Consider the following 13,909-nt stretch of genomic DNA (forward strand, 5'->3'; position numbering starts at 1 on the left):
CATAAAAATCTTCATATCATTAAAACGTCAATTAATTTCTTTATATCCAGGTAACTGATATGAAATCATCTTATTTGATGGCTCTATTTTTAAGAGCTTACAAACAAGTGGAGCAAAAGCCAACTGAGGGATTACTTCGTTATAAACACCAGGCTCAACTTTTGGACTGATGATAAACAGTGGTACATCTCGTTCCCCCGGTGTTATTCCTCCATGATTACCAGTTTCGCTCATCCCATGATCAGAAGTAATTAAAATGTGATAACCTTCTGACATCCAAATTGGAAGTAGTTGAGCTAACAAACTGCCTACTTTTAAAATTTGTTCACGATATTCTTTCGATTCTGAACCAAATAGTTCTCCTTTAACATCTACACCTAAAGGGTGAATGTATATAAAGTGTGGATCATATTTTCTACGTAAAGCTTCTGCATCCATAAACACGTGACTGTCTGGATAGTCATCATCCCAATAGAATTTTCCGTATTGAATCGCTTTAGAAAGATCATCTTGTTCTCGATCTTCAATAAAATTAAATGGTGCTCGATTATATAGCTCGCTTACCCAGTAATACGAAACCGCTCCATTTCTTAAACCATTTTCCTTTGTAAGATGAAAGATACTTTTTTCATTCGATAAACGAACTGCTTGATTAGATGTAATTCCATTTACAGATGAAGGTGTTCCAGTTAATAACACCTCATATAATGGGCGAGAAAGACTCGGAAGCTCCGATTTCATCTTGTATAGTGCTGCTTGATTTAATTCCACTAAATGCTGAACATATCCAAGCGCTTCGCATGCTTTGTCATATCTCATTCCATCAACAACGATAGCTATAACTTTATTTGACATTTACTAACACCTCTTCTTGCCATTTTTGAGGTAAAGTTTTTGCAGTTTCTTCCCAAGCCTTAAAATCTCTAATTGGCTTTGCATTTTTGTATTCCTCTTTTGGAACCATCTTTTCAGCTACATCCTTTGGAAGTTCAACATTACGAATTGGTCGAGCAAATCCTTTTGCTAAGTTTATTTGTCCTTCATCGCTTAGAATATATTCCCTTGTAGCCATAGCAGCATAAGGATGTTTAGCATATTTATTGATAATAGTTGAGTATCCACTAACAACTGATCCATCACTTGGGATAGATACATCAAATTGACTACGCTTAATTGCTTCAGCATAACCAAGCGCATTAAAGTCCCAAACAAGTGCTACTTCAACCTCTCCTTTTTCGATATTTGCTGGTTTAGCATCTGTTAAGCTTAATCTCCCTTGCTTAGCAAGCTTTTTAAAAAAGGCGATCCCTGGTTGGATATTTTTTTCATCTCCACCGTATGCAATAGCAGCAGCAAGTACGGCCATTTGGTTTTGTGTACCACGTTGAACATCTCCAACTGTTACTTTATAATTTCCCTTTAAAATATCGTCCCAAGATTTAGGAGGTGTTTTTACTAGTTCTTTATTTGTCAGAAAAGAAATAGTTCCTTGGTATCCGACTACCCAGTCACCATTGTCATCCTTTGCCCAATCAGGAATCTCGTTCCAGTAAGATGTTTTGTATGGAATAGTTAACTTCTTTTGTTCAGCGATTGGACCAAAAGACATTCCAACATCCCCAATGTCAGCAGTAGCATTCTCTTTTTCAGATTCCATTTTTGCAATCTCTTCCGCACTAGACAAATCTGTGTCAGTGTGTTTCAAATTATAATTTTTATTAACTTCATTCCAAGTTTCAACCCAGTTAGCCCATGAATCTGGCATACCTACACTATTTATTTCACCTTCTTTTTTTGCTTTTGTTTGAATTTCTTCAAGTGTTAATGAATTTGGATTTAATACAGATTCACTTTTCGTTTCTACGGCTTTTCCGCATGCTGTTAGTCCTAGAACTGTCATACCCAAAACGACAACCTGCACTGCCTTGTAACTTTTCTTTTTAAATTCAGTTTTCATTTTAGATCTCCTCACATTAATGTGGTTTGTTTAATGTTTGTTACTGGTTATTACGGTTTTATCATAAAACAACATCGTAAAACCCACATTAACTGTATGTTAAGAATTTATTAATAACATTAATTGAAAGTAGAGTTAAGGTTCTAGGTAATAGATAAGAAAAGATGTGAAGTGTAGGGATTTGGGAAGGCAAGGTAAGGATTTTCAATAAAAAAAGAAGCCTCTTTTTAAGGCTTCTTTTTTTACTTTCTTAATAATTACGTAATGTTTCAACTGTTGTTTTATCAGTCGCTTTAACTAGCTTAACAAGTAATTCCTTTGCAGCTAAATAATCATCAACATGAATAATCGATGCCGCAGTGTGAATATAACGTGAGCAGATACCAATTACAGCAGATGGTACGCCATCGTTTGAAACATGTACTCGTCCAGCATCTGTTCCACCTTGTGAAACAAAATATTGGTATGGAATTTTATTCGTTTCTGCAGTATCTAAAATAAATTCACGGATTCCTTTATGAGTAACCATTGTTCGGTCTAAAATTCGTAATAAAACACCTTTACCTAATTGACCAAACTCGGATTTTGAGCCTGACATATCATTAGCTGGGCTTGCATCTAATGCGTAAAAGATATCAGGTTTAATCATATTTGCAGCTGTTTGTGCCCCTCTTAGTCCAACTTCTTCTTGAACAGTAGCACCTGAATATAAAATATTTGGTAATGTTTCGTTTTGAACTTCTTTTAATAATTCAATAGCAAGTCCACAACCGTAACGATTATCCCATGCTTTTGCCATAATTTTTTTCTCATTAGCCATAGGAGTGAACGGACATACTGGTACAATTTGTTGACCAGGACGAACGCCAATATTTAGTGCATCTTCTTTGTTATCTGCACCAATATCGATTAGCATATTTTTCATATCCATTGGTCTAGCTCTTAACTCATCGCTTAATAAATGCGGTGGAATTGAACCAATCACACCAATAACTGGTCCTTGATCTGTCATTACTTGAACTCTTTGAGCAAGCAATACTTGATTCCACCAGCCACCTAGTGGTTGAAATCGTAACATCCCATTTTCTGTAATTTGAGTAACCATGAAACCAACTTCATCCATATGACCTGCCACCATTACAGTAGGTCCATCTTCAGCTCCACGTTTCACTCCAAAAATACTTCCTAAACGATCTTGCACAATCTCATTTGTATATTTTTCAAGTTCTTTTCTCATGAAGTGACGCACTTCATGCTCAAATCCTGGTGCACCTTGTAATTCTGTTAAAAATTTAAAAAGCTGTAGAGTGTCTTGATTCATAATTAAAGTTCCTCTCTGTACAAAACATATCTTCTTTTTTTATTTTATCTAAAAATAACTCATAATACCAATGCTAACCGTTGAAATGTTGCCCCAGTTTGACTAAGATAAGTAGTAGAATATTTTTTCAAGCGCATAATACATAAATAGAGGTGGTACAAATGAAACTTAAACGTGTCTTAATTGGCTTAGGTTTAGGTGTTGCTGGTGGACTATATTTACAAAAAAAATTATCTTCACAATATATTCCAGCAGAAAAAGCATTAAAAACAATTAAACCAGTATTTCTTTCATATGGTAATGTAACTGGAACTTGGATTCATTCAGAACCAAAGTGGGCAGATTTACCTGATTATGAAGGTGATGTTTATGAAGGTGGTTTTACAGTAGTAGAATCAGATAATGACACTACAAACTATTCATTCATCATTAATGCTGTAAATGGTGAGCTTATTTCTGCTCAAATTGTTTAACAACAATAGCCAAATTACTTGGAGCGTTCGATCGACTGTAATACTTGTCCTTCAGCGCTCCATTTTATTGCTCTAAATACATCGTCATGATAGAACGTAAACCAAGATTTTTTTTGCAAACCAAAATTAACCCATTTTTCTTTTGCGTAAATAGATGTCATTGGGTAATCATCATATGCCATAACCCATAATGGTGACTGATGTGCATGTGTTGGCATTAAATCCCCCATATGCAATAATAGCTCGTCTTCAGTTTCAATTTTTATAATACTGTGCCCATCGCTATGTCCACCTGTGTGAATAATTGTAATCTCATCTGTTAAAGAATATTCTTTTTCAAATGCAATTACTTGGTGCCCAATTGCTTCCCAATTTTCTTTCCAATATGTATTACTTGAACGAATATTCGGATTTCTCATCTCATCCCATTCAATTTGAGAAGTAATAATTTTTGCATTCGAAAATACAGGTTTGAATTCACCATTTTCAAGCCTCGTTAATCCACTTGCATGATCAAAATGCAAATGTGTCATAATGACATAATCAATATCGTCTAGTTTTAATCCATGCTTCGCTAATGATTCTTCTATCATTGAATCTTCGGTAACGCCAAAATTTCTTTTTTGCTTCTCATTTAATTTATTAACACCAATCCCACTATCAATAATTATGTTTAAACCACTTGTTTGAATAAATACCGGGTCAGTACGTAAAGGGATTTGGTTTTTCTCATTAACAATATATTTTTTTGACCAAAGCGCCTTTGGAACAACTCCAAACATTGCTCCACCATCTAAATGGGTATTTCCTCCAGTAAGCCACTGAATTGTACAAGTTCCAATTTTTAACTGTTCCATACTTATCCCCCTTCTTTTTTACTAGACCTAAATATTATACCACTTTTCGAATTTACTGAATATTTCAAGAGCAGGAATAGGTAAAAGAAAGGGAACAATAAGGAATATGAAATGAAAATTCCGTTTTAGATTGCCTAAAAATAAACAATCTTATTAAAATTTCGCGTGTTGCAGCAAAAAAAGACTATCGTGATAAATAGATCACGATAGTCTTTTGATTAGATTAGTTTCTATAAGCAGCTTCAACTCGGTAAATACGGTTACCTTTTGAAGAAAACTTCTCTTCGTATTCAGTCATAATATTTCCTTCAAAATCACTATTATGAAGATCTAAGCTTAAGAAATGCATAGTCATTCCGTAGTTCGCCATACTCATGATTGAAAACTCGAATAAATCTTGATTATCTGTTTTAAAATGAATTTCCCCATCATTTTTCAAGATTTGTTGATACATGTTTAAAAATGTTTTATATGTTAATCGACGTTTTTCATGACGAACCTTTGGCCATGGATCAGAAAAGTTTAAATAGACTCGATCTATTTCTCCGTCCTCAAAGAAATCCGTTAATTTTTGAGCATCTACATTTAACAGCTTTAAGTTTGGAACTTCAGCTTCAATTAATTTATCTAATGCATCAGAAATTACACTTGTATATTTCTCAATGCCAATATAGTTAATATGAGGATTGGCCTTAGCCATACCGACCATAAAACGACCTCTACCCGTACCAACCTCGATATGAATAGGTTGATCATTTTGGAAAACTTCATTCCATTTCCCTTTTTGTTCTGACGGATTTGGAATTACATAATGAGCATTTTCTTTAACTTGATCTGCCGCACCTGGCTTATGTCTTAATCTCATAAGATTTTACTCCCTCTCGATTTTGCAATTTATATTTACTCAAAGAAAAAACCAAGCACGATGGCACTCGGTTATTCACGTATAGTATAAAATCATTTCGTATAACACAAACTATTTCAAGTGTACTTAATAAAAAAAGGATGTGAATTTATGCCTTTAAATCATGAACATCAATTAACAATTTTACGAGATATTCTAATGAATCACCAATCTGACTGTTGTGGAACTGTATCAGAATGTGAACAATTGGAAAGACTTGTTCAATCCTTATTAACGAACGACCAAATAACAGATGATGTGAAAAGCATGTTAAATGACGTTTATTATTATAGTCAGTCTGGAAAGTATTCTGCTGATTTAGATCAACACATTACAAACCACCAAAATCAACTCTCACAATGGGTGACTGATTTTAATACTTATTCTTAATCTATATGACAATTTCCGAGGAAATTTTTATTTAATCTAATATCTTCTCTAGCAGGCTCTTCATTTTTTGGGTCTGCTTTTCATTTTCACGAAGAGTATACCATTTAATCCAAATGATTGTTTGAGCGACTACATACCATGTCATTCGATTTAATAGGTCTTCAGTTAATTTTATTCCATAATTTCGAAGCCATTTGTCCCAATCGTTCTGTTCTACATAGGTGAATAAAAACATGCCCAAATCAAAAGCTTTATCAGCAATGATTGCTTCATCCCAGTCTATTAAATATAGATTATTTGTCTCAGTAAGTAACCAATTATGATGATTTAAATCACTATGACAAACAACTAAATCCTCTGAATCAAAAGATGGCATATTTTCCTCTAAATATTCGATACCTTTTACAATGATCTGGCTTTGTGTAAACTCTTCAGTAAGATTTCCTACAATTGTTTGCAGTAATTCCTGAGGTTCTAAAGGATTAATCCCTAGCTTCGTTAACATATATAACAATTCTTTGGAAGAATGGATACGATATAAAAATTGCGCAACCCCTTTCGCAGAGAGCTCATAAGGTTCTAAACTCCGTGCAATCACCCACTCTTGTGCAGTAAGTACATCACCATTTTCTAGTCTTCTAGTCCAAACTAATTTTGGAACAAAGCCAGCTGCTGATAAAACTGCTAAAAAAGGAGAAGAATTTCGTTTTAGAAATAATCTCTTATCATTATTTTCTGCTATATACGCTTCACCAGTAAATCCACCGGCTGGCGAGATTGTCCATTCTTTTCCGAGTATTTCTTGTATATGATTATCCATTATTCTTCCGTTCCTTGTTGTTATATATGTTTGTATTTAATATTATTTTATTACAAAAAGAAAGATAGCCTATTACAATCAGCTGCAATAAGCCATCTTTTACAAGTTTACATTGTTTAATTAGAATCTGCAAGTAGTTGCTAGTATTTTACTAATACAACGGTCGAAAGCGATGGCATTGGTAATTTATTACAATCCACTTTCATCCCTTTTTTAACATAATGTTTATGACCATCCCATATAAATTCCCAATTGTCTTCTTCATTCTCTAAATCAATGTAAATATCAGAAAGACCATTATGAAATAACACCATTATCTCTTTAACTTGGTCGATTTCTTCTATTCCGCTAATTCGGTATCCAATTAGATCTCGATGAATATTAACTGGCGTTACATACTTTTCTATTTCCTCTTTCAAAGAAAAACGGAAACTATTAAAGCGCTTTCGAATTGCGATAAATTCTTTAATAATTTCAATCGATGTCGCTTCACGTTCAGCTCTTGCCCAATCAATACTATTTATTGTGTCTCCTGAATTATAACTGTTTTCGATCCCTTTTTTTGTTCGAAAAAACTCCTGACCACTATGCAGAAACGGTACACCAAACGAAAATAATACAATACTTGTTCCAAGTAAATGCCTTTTCTTTAGTATTTCCTCATTCTCTTTCTGTTTGGAAAGCTTTAATCGATCCCACATAGTGTGATTATCATGTGATTCAACATAGTTGATCGATTGATATGGCTCTTTAAATAAATTTACTTGTTTATTAATCCCAACGCTTCCTAAAAGTAAATCGGACAAGTAATCATTATGAATATTATTGCCTTGTATAAACCCTATTTCTTGAAATGAAAAAGTACTTCCTTTGATTCCATCGCGAAATTTATCATTAAAAAACCCAACCATTGATAGTTGATGACTTTGGTTTATCGTTGCTTTTCGAGAAGATGGACTTAATGATGTATTTAAATCCCAACCTTCTCCAAAAATGATTATTTCTGGTTTTAAGAATGTCAGTTCAGTTACTATTTCATTCATTGTATCCGTATCCAAAATTCCCATTAAATCAAACCTAAACCCATCGATGTCATATTCTTTAGTCCAATATTTTATTGATTGTAGAATAAATCGTCTAGCCATCAATCTTTCAGATGCAAAGTCATTCCCAACTCCTGTTCCATTCGATGGTAAACCACGTTCATCTTGTCTAAAATAATATCCTGGAACAATTTTTTCGAATTGGCTAGTTTGTAATTCATAAACATGATTGTAAACAACATCCATAATAATCCGTAAACCATGTTCATGATAAACCGAAATAAGTTTCTTTAATTCATTTATTCTTTCGATTGGTTCATCTGGTTTTAAACTATAACTACCTTCTGGTGCATTGAAATTCAATGGATTATAGCCCCAATTATAGCTTTGGAAAGGGTTATTTTCATCTATTCCTTCAAAATCAAAAAATGGTAATAATTCAACATGTGTAACTCCTAGCTTGCATATATAATCCAAACCTGTTGAAAAACCATTGTACATCGTATCTTTTTCATGAAATCCTTTAAAAGACCCCTTTTTTTGAATCCCACTTAGTGGATGTGAAGTAAAATCTCGAATACTGGCTTCGTAAATAATACAATCAGTATACTTACTTGGTGGTGTACTATTTACCTTACTAACTTTGCTACTCTTGGATAAATCAATTACTACGCTATGTTTACCATTTACAGTAACTGCTTTTGCATAAGGATCGACAGCTTCTCGCCAAATCAGATTCACACATACTAAAAAATTATAAACTAAACCGTCACAATCACGGTCGATTACTGCTTTCCATGTCCCTTTTCCTTCTCGTTCCATAGACATTTCAGTAAACTTTTCTTCTTCACCGTATTCTTGATAAATTCTTAACTTAACCTTAGAAGCAGTAGGTGCCCATAATTTAAATTGTGTAGATTTACTTGTATAAACCGCACCTAAATCTTCTCCATCATAGGCATATTTTTCATCAAAGTCCTTTGAACGAATAACTCCACCTACTTGTAAATCTGTGCGAATACCAAATTCATCTTCAATCTCATACTTCTTTTCTAACAAAAGGACTTCAGTAGTCAAAACAGTATATTTAAAAAAACGATCAAACTCTATTCGAGATACGACAGGAAGCCTAGTTTTCCGACCATCCATTTCAATTAGTTCAAAATATGACTGCTCTGTTTGTTTGTTCGATTTGGGAATAATCATTGTTATTTCTTGAAATCCATCTATATAAGCTTCAAAAGCTCTTTTAATATGAAACAACGCTATTCACCATCCAGACTATAAATTTAAAACTTTTAAATAAAAACTACCTATTCTCGTTATTTATTAAATCGATATGATTAGTATATTCACAAAGAGTTAAAATGGATTCAAAACAAAAATAATGTTGCCCTACCGCTTTCATGCTTCTTCTGAAAGTATTCGTTTGTTTCTTCAAATATTTCTTCTATTTCATCAATTTGTTCATGATTTTAAATAATATTTTTACTTTAATGTAATGGATTCAGCAATTTGGTAACTTGGTTTTTGTGAAGGTTGAATTTTATATAAAATGACTTCATTCACTTTGAACTTTAAAGGTTCTTCTTCCCAATTAAGTGGGATTTCAAATTCTTTATCGAACCTATCATTATATTTCTTTGCGATAGTAATATGCGGATTATATGGCCGTTTATCAATTGAAAAACCACTTTCTTCACATATCTTATTAATTCTATTTTGTAACGCCAATAATTCAACACTATTCTCTAAACCAAACCACCATACACGAGGCTGTACTGTACTCCCAAAAATACCTAACTGTTGAATCGACAAATCAAAACTTTTAAAATCGTTAAGCTCTTTTTGTAGTTGATCCATAAGCTCTACACTTTTTGTATATGTAACTGGACCTAAAAATGATAATGTAATATGAAAGTCATCTTTAAAAGTCCATTTCTTTAAAGGTAATTTTGTATGCCATCTTTTTGAATAATCATCTAAAATTTCTTTTATTTGCATTGGCAAAGGAACAGCAAGAAAATAATGTTCACTCAAATTACGCAATCTCCTTTTTATCTTTTATGTTAGAATCCTTTTTTAAGTATTGCATGATTCCAACTGCAACTATACTAAGAGAACCAAATAAAATATAAATTGCTTTAATTGAAAATGCCTCTGATATAAATCCACTTATAAAAGTACAGAACCATTCTCCTAACCCTAAACCTAAACCAGAATAAATTGTAACAGCCGTTGCTTTTAAAGAATCCGGTGCTTGATCTCTTACAAACTGGAGAGCTGCAGGTATAAATAATCCAACCGATAGTCCTTGTGTAAGACAAGATAAAAAAAGAATCGAAAGCGGAGGATTTGTAAAATAAAAATACCATCTTAAAGCTGATACTAAAGCGGTTGCAATTAATATATTATATATCCCAAAACGATTAATTAATCTCTTAGCTACTTGCAAAAATGGTGCTTCACTACCTGCAGAAATTAGGAATGCTATACCAACACCTGTTAATGTTCCACCTAAAGATTGAATATATAAACCGAAGTAAGTATTATTTGCACTAATTGGTCCAAAAACTAAAAAAGCACAAATTAAAAATAATAAAAATCTTTTATTAGATAGCAAAATCGGGACTCCTTTTAAGATGGGCTCCCTTTTACTAATTGTCATAGCGTTAGGAATAAAGATTGAAATACCTAGACCGACTAAAATACAAAATGCAAATACAAAAAATATAATGACTAAACCAAAAACTTCAGCTAATCTTCCTGAAACTAATACAGCAAGAGCAAAACCAATTGAGCCATATAATCGAATAGCTCCATAATTCCCACCAATTTTTTGGACATAATTCAGAGCAATACTATCTGAAAGAGGAATTAAAGCACTTTGTGTCATTGATAACATGATGACAACAAATAAAAGCATGCCATACGAAGTGATTGTAGAATAGAAAAGTGCAATTACGATTGTGGAGATTTGCGCTATAAGCAACATTTTTTTAGGATTAAGCGTCATGTCACTAACCATACCCCATAGAGGCTGTGAAAAAATAGCAACGATTGGTGTTAGAGACATTAATATTCCAATTTGTGAAGTTGATAAATCCAACACATTTTTAAAGTAAGAAGAAAGTAAAGGCCCTAGTGATCCTATTGCAAAAAATAAACAAAAATAATAGCTCTTAAAAATTAGTAAGATGCTATTTTTACGTGCTTTTAATGTGTTCAAAATTATTCTCAACTCCTAAAATACATAAAAAAGGGGAGGAAATCATCTCCCCTTACTCACTAACCGATAAACGCTCGCTTCACCTTATTGTCTCAATAAATCGGTCGTTTAATCAGTCTAAAACTATCATTACTTAACTAATTCAGCAATTGACTGTGCATAAATTGCAATTGCTTTTAATAAATCATCAATTTCAGCATATTCGTCTTTTTGATGAGCCACTTCCGGTTTCCCTAAGAATAATGGTCCAAAAGCTACACCTGCACTTAATGAACGTGCGTAAGTACCACCACCGATTGTTAACAATGTTGCTTCCTCACCCGTTTGCTCTTCATATACTTTTTGTAAAGTTTGAATTAATGGGTGATCCTTTGGAACATGGTGAGGCTTCGAATTTTTAATTTCATTAAATTCAAAGCTATATTTACTTCCACGTTCAGTAAGTGTTGAAATAACAAAGTCAATATCAGTTGTCACTGGATAACGTAAAGTTAAGCCAAATGAACCACCATTATTTTCTTCGTATTGCATAATTCCTAAATTAATTGTTAAATCACCAGTAATATCATCATTAAACGCAACGCCCATGTTTTTACCGCGAGAGTCACCTTTAAAGTTTTCAACGATAAACTTTAAGAATCGATCAGCATTAACATTAAATTCAAATTGATTTAAAAAGCTTGCTAATGCAATACCCGCATTCTTACCTTTATCAGGTTCCATTCCATGTACTGAAACGCCTTCTACTGCTAAAACTTGGTTTCCATTTTCTTCAGTAACTTCAGCTTTACATCCTAACTCACTAATATGTTTTGTAAATGCTTCTTGATCAAAGTTAGGTCCTGAAACGATAGCTTTTGCATAATCAGGTACCATATTTACTCTTCTACCTGAAGAGAATGAAACTAATTTATATTCACTCTCGTTATCTTCATTTAACTGCACTTGTTTGAAATTAATATCCAATATCCCTTTTTCAGCGTAAATAATCGGGAAATCCGCATCAGGTGCAAAGCCCATTGTTGGCATTTCTTCTTTTTCAAAGTAGTGATCAACACAACGCCATTGGCTTTCTTCATCTGTTCCAAGAATCATACGTACACGTTTATTAATTGGTAAACCTAATTCTTTAACAATCTTCATTGCATAATAAGCAGCCATTGTAGGACCCTTATCATCAATTGCGCCTCGTGCATAAATTTTTCCATCTTTAATAATTGCATCAAATGGATCATGAGACCAGCCATCTCCAGCAGGTACAACATCTAAGTGACAAAGAATTCCTACTAGTTCTTCTCCGCTTCCCATTTCTAAGTGACCAGCATATCCATCAACATTTTTTGGAATAAACCCGTCTTTTTCACCTAAATTTAACATGTATGTAAGTGCTTCATTAATACCTTTACCCATAGGTGCTTCTTTTGTAATTGTCGCTTCATCATAAACGCTTTCAATATTAAGAAGTTCAATCGTTTGTTTTAAATAATCTTCTTTACGTTTTAAAACTTCTTCCATCCAATTAATTTGTGTCATAGAAATACCTCCTTTAATATAAATAGTTTAACATCTTTTAAAATTTAAACATAATTTATTCATAAATGGAACGAAAAAAGAAGGAATATGACACTCTTTGTAGAATATATTACCTTAAACTTGCAAAATGATTACGTTTGCGCAAATTTTCATTAAATTTTTGTATTATTTTCATAAATTTCGTTATGAAACTACTGAAAAAGAGTAAAATGAAAATATAAGCTTAACTAGTAATATACTTAACTAACCTGTTATGAAACAATGCGGTAGGTAAAGGAGTGGTTTTTTGAATTCTGGAACTTCTCGAATGCTGACTCGAATTAAAGCCATTTACATGTATATTAGTGAAAATGGCACCGTTTCTACAAAAGACCTAGTGGAGGAGTTTGGTATTACACCTAGAACAATCCAACGAGATTTAAACATTTTAGAGTTTAATAATCTAGTTTATAGTCCAAGTAGGGGAAAATGGGCCGTAACAGGGAAAAAAGTAAAAGCTTCTTCGTAAAAAAAGAAAAACAAAAACCTATGATTGTCTTGTCTGACGTCTAATCAAGGGTTTTTGTTTTTCTTTTGGCTCTCTATTAAATTTATTTCTCTTCGTTAACCGACTTTAATAGGTCAATCTCTTCATCAGTCAATTCTCGATATTCACCTAACTCTAAATCTTCATCTAGCTTTAAAGGACCCATCTCAAGTCTTTTTAAGTAAGTAACTTTCTTTCCTACTGCTTCAAACATTCTTTTCACTTGATGGAATTTACCTTCCATAATAACTAATTCGATCTCAGATTCTTCTCCTGATTTAAGAATTGTTAAATAACCAGGTTTCGTTAAATAACCATCCTCTAGTGTTACGCCTTTTTCAAATGCTTTAATATCAGCTTCAGTTACTACTCCATCAATCGTAGCATAATACTTCTTTGGTACGTGTTTTTTAGGAGAAAGTAATTGATGTGCTAAATGACCATCATTCGTTATTAATAACAATCCTTCAGTATCTTTATCTAAACGTCCAACTGGAAATGGCTCGAAAATGATATCTTCATATTCTAATAATCCGATTACAGTTTCATGCTCCGAATCTTCTGTAGCAGATATAACACCTGGTGGTTTGTTCATCATTAAATAAACAAACTCTTTATACTCTACTACCTCACCATTAACCGTTACAACTTGCTGTTCAATATCAACATGCTCTTTTGGGCTTTTTACAACATTATCTCCAATTTTTACAACACCTTGTTTTAATAAAGACTTTACTTCTTTCCTACTGCCATATCCCATATTGGCTAAAATTTTATCAATTCTCATTCATTAGCACCTTTTCTTTCTAAATAAAAGTTTAAGAAAACTCGCCGATTAGCGAGCTTTTTTAGCGAA

General features: G+C 33.0%; 14 protein-coding genes. 3 read left to right on the top strand and 11 right to left on the bottom strand.

Features of this window, described 5'->3' with window-relative positions; all coding sequences use genetic code 11:
• Nucleotides 1-27: 27 nt before the first annotated feature.
• The 3 genes from COE53_RS17195 to COE53_RS17205 form a co-directional block, all read right to left on the bottom strand.
• The gene (locus COE53_RS17195) at nucleotides 28-855 is read right to left on the bottom strand and encodes an alkaline phosphatase family protein (RefSeq protein ID WP_069034711.1); all 828 of its coding nucleotides are present in this window, start codon (nucleotides 853-855) and stop codon (nucleotides 28-30) included.
• Nucleotides 845-1,957, bottom strand: a complete 1,113-nt coding sequence (locus COE53_RS17200; protein WP_069034712.1) for an ABC transporter substrate-binding protein — start codon at nucleotides 1,955-1,957, stop codon at nucleotides 845-847. The genes COE53_RS17195 and COE53_RS17200 overlap by 11 nt, the downstream gene beginning before the upstream one ends.
• 250 nt (nucleotides 1,958-2,207) lie before the next feature.
• A complete protein-coding gene (locus tag COE53_RS17205) occupies nucleotides 2,208-3,278 on the bottom strand; it encodes a M42 family metallopeptidase (protein WP_069034713.1) in 1,071 nt (356 codons plus the stop codon).
• A 161-nt stretch (nucleotides 3,279-3,439) separates the two neighbouring features.
• Between COE53_RS17205 and COE53_RS17210 the strand changes: the two genes are divergently transcribed.
• Complete coding sequence (locus tag COE53_RS17210) at nucleotides 3,440-3,751, top strand: PepSY domain-containing protein (protein ID WP_056473349.1); 312 nt, start codon at nucleotides 3,440-3,442, stop codon at nucleotides 3,749-3,751.
• Between the two features lie 14 nt (nucleotides 3,752-3,765).
• Here COE53_RS17210 and COE53_RS17215 read toward each other — a convergent pair whose 3' ends face one another.
• Nucleotides 3,766-4,608: a YtnP family quorum-quenching lactonase gene (locus COE53_RS17215; protein WP_091023703.1), complete on the bottom strand. Its 843-nt coding sequence runs from the start codon at nucleotides 4,606-4,608 to the stop codon at nucleotides 3,766-3,768.
• Nucleotides 4,609-4,831: 223 nt separating this feature from the next.
• A complete protein-coding gene (gene trmB / locus COE53_RS17220; protein ID WP_069034715.1) occupies nucleotides 4,832-5,473 on the bottom strand; it encodes a tRNA (guanosine(46)-N7)-methyltransferase TrmB in 642 nt (213 codons plus the stop codon).
• Between the two features lie 150 nt (nucleotides 5,474-5,623).
• Between trmB and COE53_RS17225 the strand changes: the two genes are divergently transcribed.
• Nucleotides 5,624-5,902, top strand: a complete 279-nt coding sequence (locus COE53_RS17225) for a YtzH-like family protein (RefSeq protein ID WP_069034716.1) — start codon at nucleotides 5,624-5,626, stop codon at nucleotides 5,900-5,902.
• Nucleotides 5,903-5,933: 31 nt separating this feature from the next.
• Here the strand turns inward: COE53_RS17225 and COE53_RS17230 are convergent, their stop codons facing one another.
• From COE53_RS17230 to pepV, 5 genes are all read right to left on the bottom strand, one after another.
• Nucleotides 5,934-6,722, bottom strand: coding sequence for a phosphotransferase family protein (locus COE53_RS17230; RefSeq protein ID WP_175403518.1), 789 nt, complete (start codon nucleotides 6,720-6,722; stop codon nucleotides 5,934-5,936).
• Between the two features lie 140 nt (nucleotides 6,723-6,862).
• Nucleotides 6,863-9,028 carry a type I pullulanase gene (pulA, locus tag COE53_RS17235; protein ID WP_091023705.1) on the bottom strand — a complete coding sequence of 722 codons (2,166 nt, stop codon included), beginning with the start codon at nucleotides 9,026-9,028 and terminating at the stop codon, nucleotides 6,863-6,865.
• A 225-nt stretch (nucleotides 9,029-9,253) separates the two neighbouring features.
• Nucleotides 9,254-9,805 carry an RNA 2',3'-cyclic phosphodiesterase gene (gene thpR / locus COE53_RS17240; RefSeq protein WP_098948456.1) on the bottom strand — a complete coding sequence of 184 codons (552 nt, stop codon included), beginning with the start codon at nucleotides 9,803-9,805 and terminating at the stop codon, nucleotides 9,254-9,256.
• Between the two features lies 1 nt (nucleotide 9,806).
• A complete protein-coding gene (locus COE53_RS17245; RefSeq protein ID WP_175495631.1) occupies nucleotides 9,807-10,994 on the bottom strand; it encodes an MFS transporter in 1,188 nt (395 codons plus the stop codon).
• Nucleotides 10,995-11,123: 129 nt separating this feature from the next.
• A complete protein-coding gene (gene pepV / locus COE53_RS17250; RefSeq protein WP_098948457.1) occupies nucleotides 11,124-12,527 on the bottom strand; it encodes a dipeptidase PepV in 1,404 nt (467 codons plus the stop codon).
• Nucleotides 12,528-12,834: 307 nt separating this feature from the next.
• On the opposite strand from pepV, the gene COE53_RS17255 reads away from it, so the two are divergent.
• Nucleotides 12,835-13,035, top strand: coding sequence for a DeoR family transcriptional regulator (locus COE53_RS17255; RefSeq protein WP_056473526.1), 201 nt, complete (start codon nucleotides 12,835-12,837; stop codon nucleotides 13,033-13,035).
• An 82-nt stretch (nucleotides 13,036-13,117) separates the two neighbouring features.
• Here the strand turns inward: COE53_RS17255 and COE53_RS17260 are convergent, their stop codons facing one another.
• Nucleotides 13,118-13,840 (bottom strand): pseudouridine synthase, encoded by a 723-nt coding sequence (locus COE53_RS17260; RefSeq protein WP_069034721.1) that lies wholly within the window; start codon nucleotides 13,838-13,840, stop codon nucleotides 13,118-13,120.
• Between the last annotated feature and the right edge of the window lie 69 nt (nucleotides 13,841-13,909).

Origin of the sequence: Bacillus sp. AFS029533 (assembly GCF_002585125.1) — a bacterium.
Taxonomy (GTDB): domain Bacteria; phylum Bacillota; class Bacilli; order Bacillales; family Bacillaceae_G; genus Gottfriedia; species Gottfriedia luciferensis_B.

What these genes read in the sequence shown, in the direction of transcription:
- COE53_RS17195 (WP_069034711.1), bottom strand. Translation starts at nt 855, where the DNA reads ATGTCAAATAAAGTTATAGCTATCGTTGTTGATGGAATGAGATATGAC.
- COE53_RS17200 (WP_069034712.1), bottom strand. Translation starts at nt 1,957, where the DNA reads ATGAAAACTGAATTTAAAAAGAAAAGTTACAAGGCAGTGCAGGTTGTC.
- COE53_RS17205 (WP_069034713.1), bottom strand. Translation starts at nt 3,278, where the DNA reads ATGAATCAAGACACTCTACAGCTTTTTAAATTTTTAACAGAATTACAA.
- COE53_RS17210 (WP_056473349.1), top strand. Translation starts at nt 3,440, where the DNA reads ATGAAACTTAAACGTGTCTTAATTGGCTTAGGTTTAGGTGTTGCTGGT.
- COE53_RS17215 (WP_091023703.1), bottom strand. Translation starts at nt 4,608, where the DNA reads ATGGAACAGTTAAAAATTGGAACTTGTACAATTCAGTGGCTTACTGGA.
- trmB (WP_069034715.1), bottom strand. Translation starts at nt 5,473, where the DNA reads ATGAGATTAAGACATAAGCCAGGTGCGGCAGATCAAGTTAAAGAAAAT.
- COE53_RS17225 (WP_069034716.1), top strand. Translation starts at nt 5,624, where the DNA reads ATGCCTTTAAATCATGAACATCAATTAACAATTTTACGAGATATTCTA.
- COE53_RS17230 (WP_175403518.1), bottom strand. Translation starts at nt 6,722, where the DNA reads ATGGATAATCATATACAAGAAATACTCGGAAAAGAATGGACAATCTCG.
- pepV (WP_098948457.1), bottom strand. Translation starts at nt 12,527, where the DNA reads ATGACACAAATTAATTGGATGGAAGAAGTTTTAAAACGTAAAGAAGAT.
- COE53_RS17255 (WP_056473526.1), top strand. Translation starts at nt 12,835, where the DNA reads ATGCTGACTCGAATTAAAGCCATTTACATGTATATTAGTGAAAATGGC.
- COE53_RS17260 (WP_069034721.1), bottom strand. Translation starts at nt 13,840, where the DNA reads ATGAGAATTGATAAAATTTTAGCCAATATGGGATATGGCAGTAGGAAA.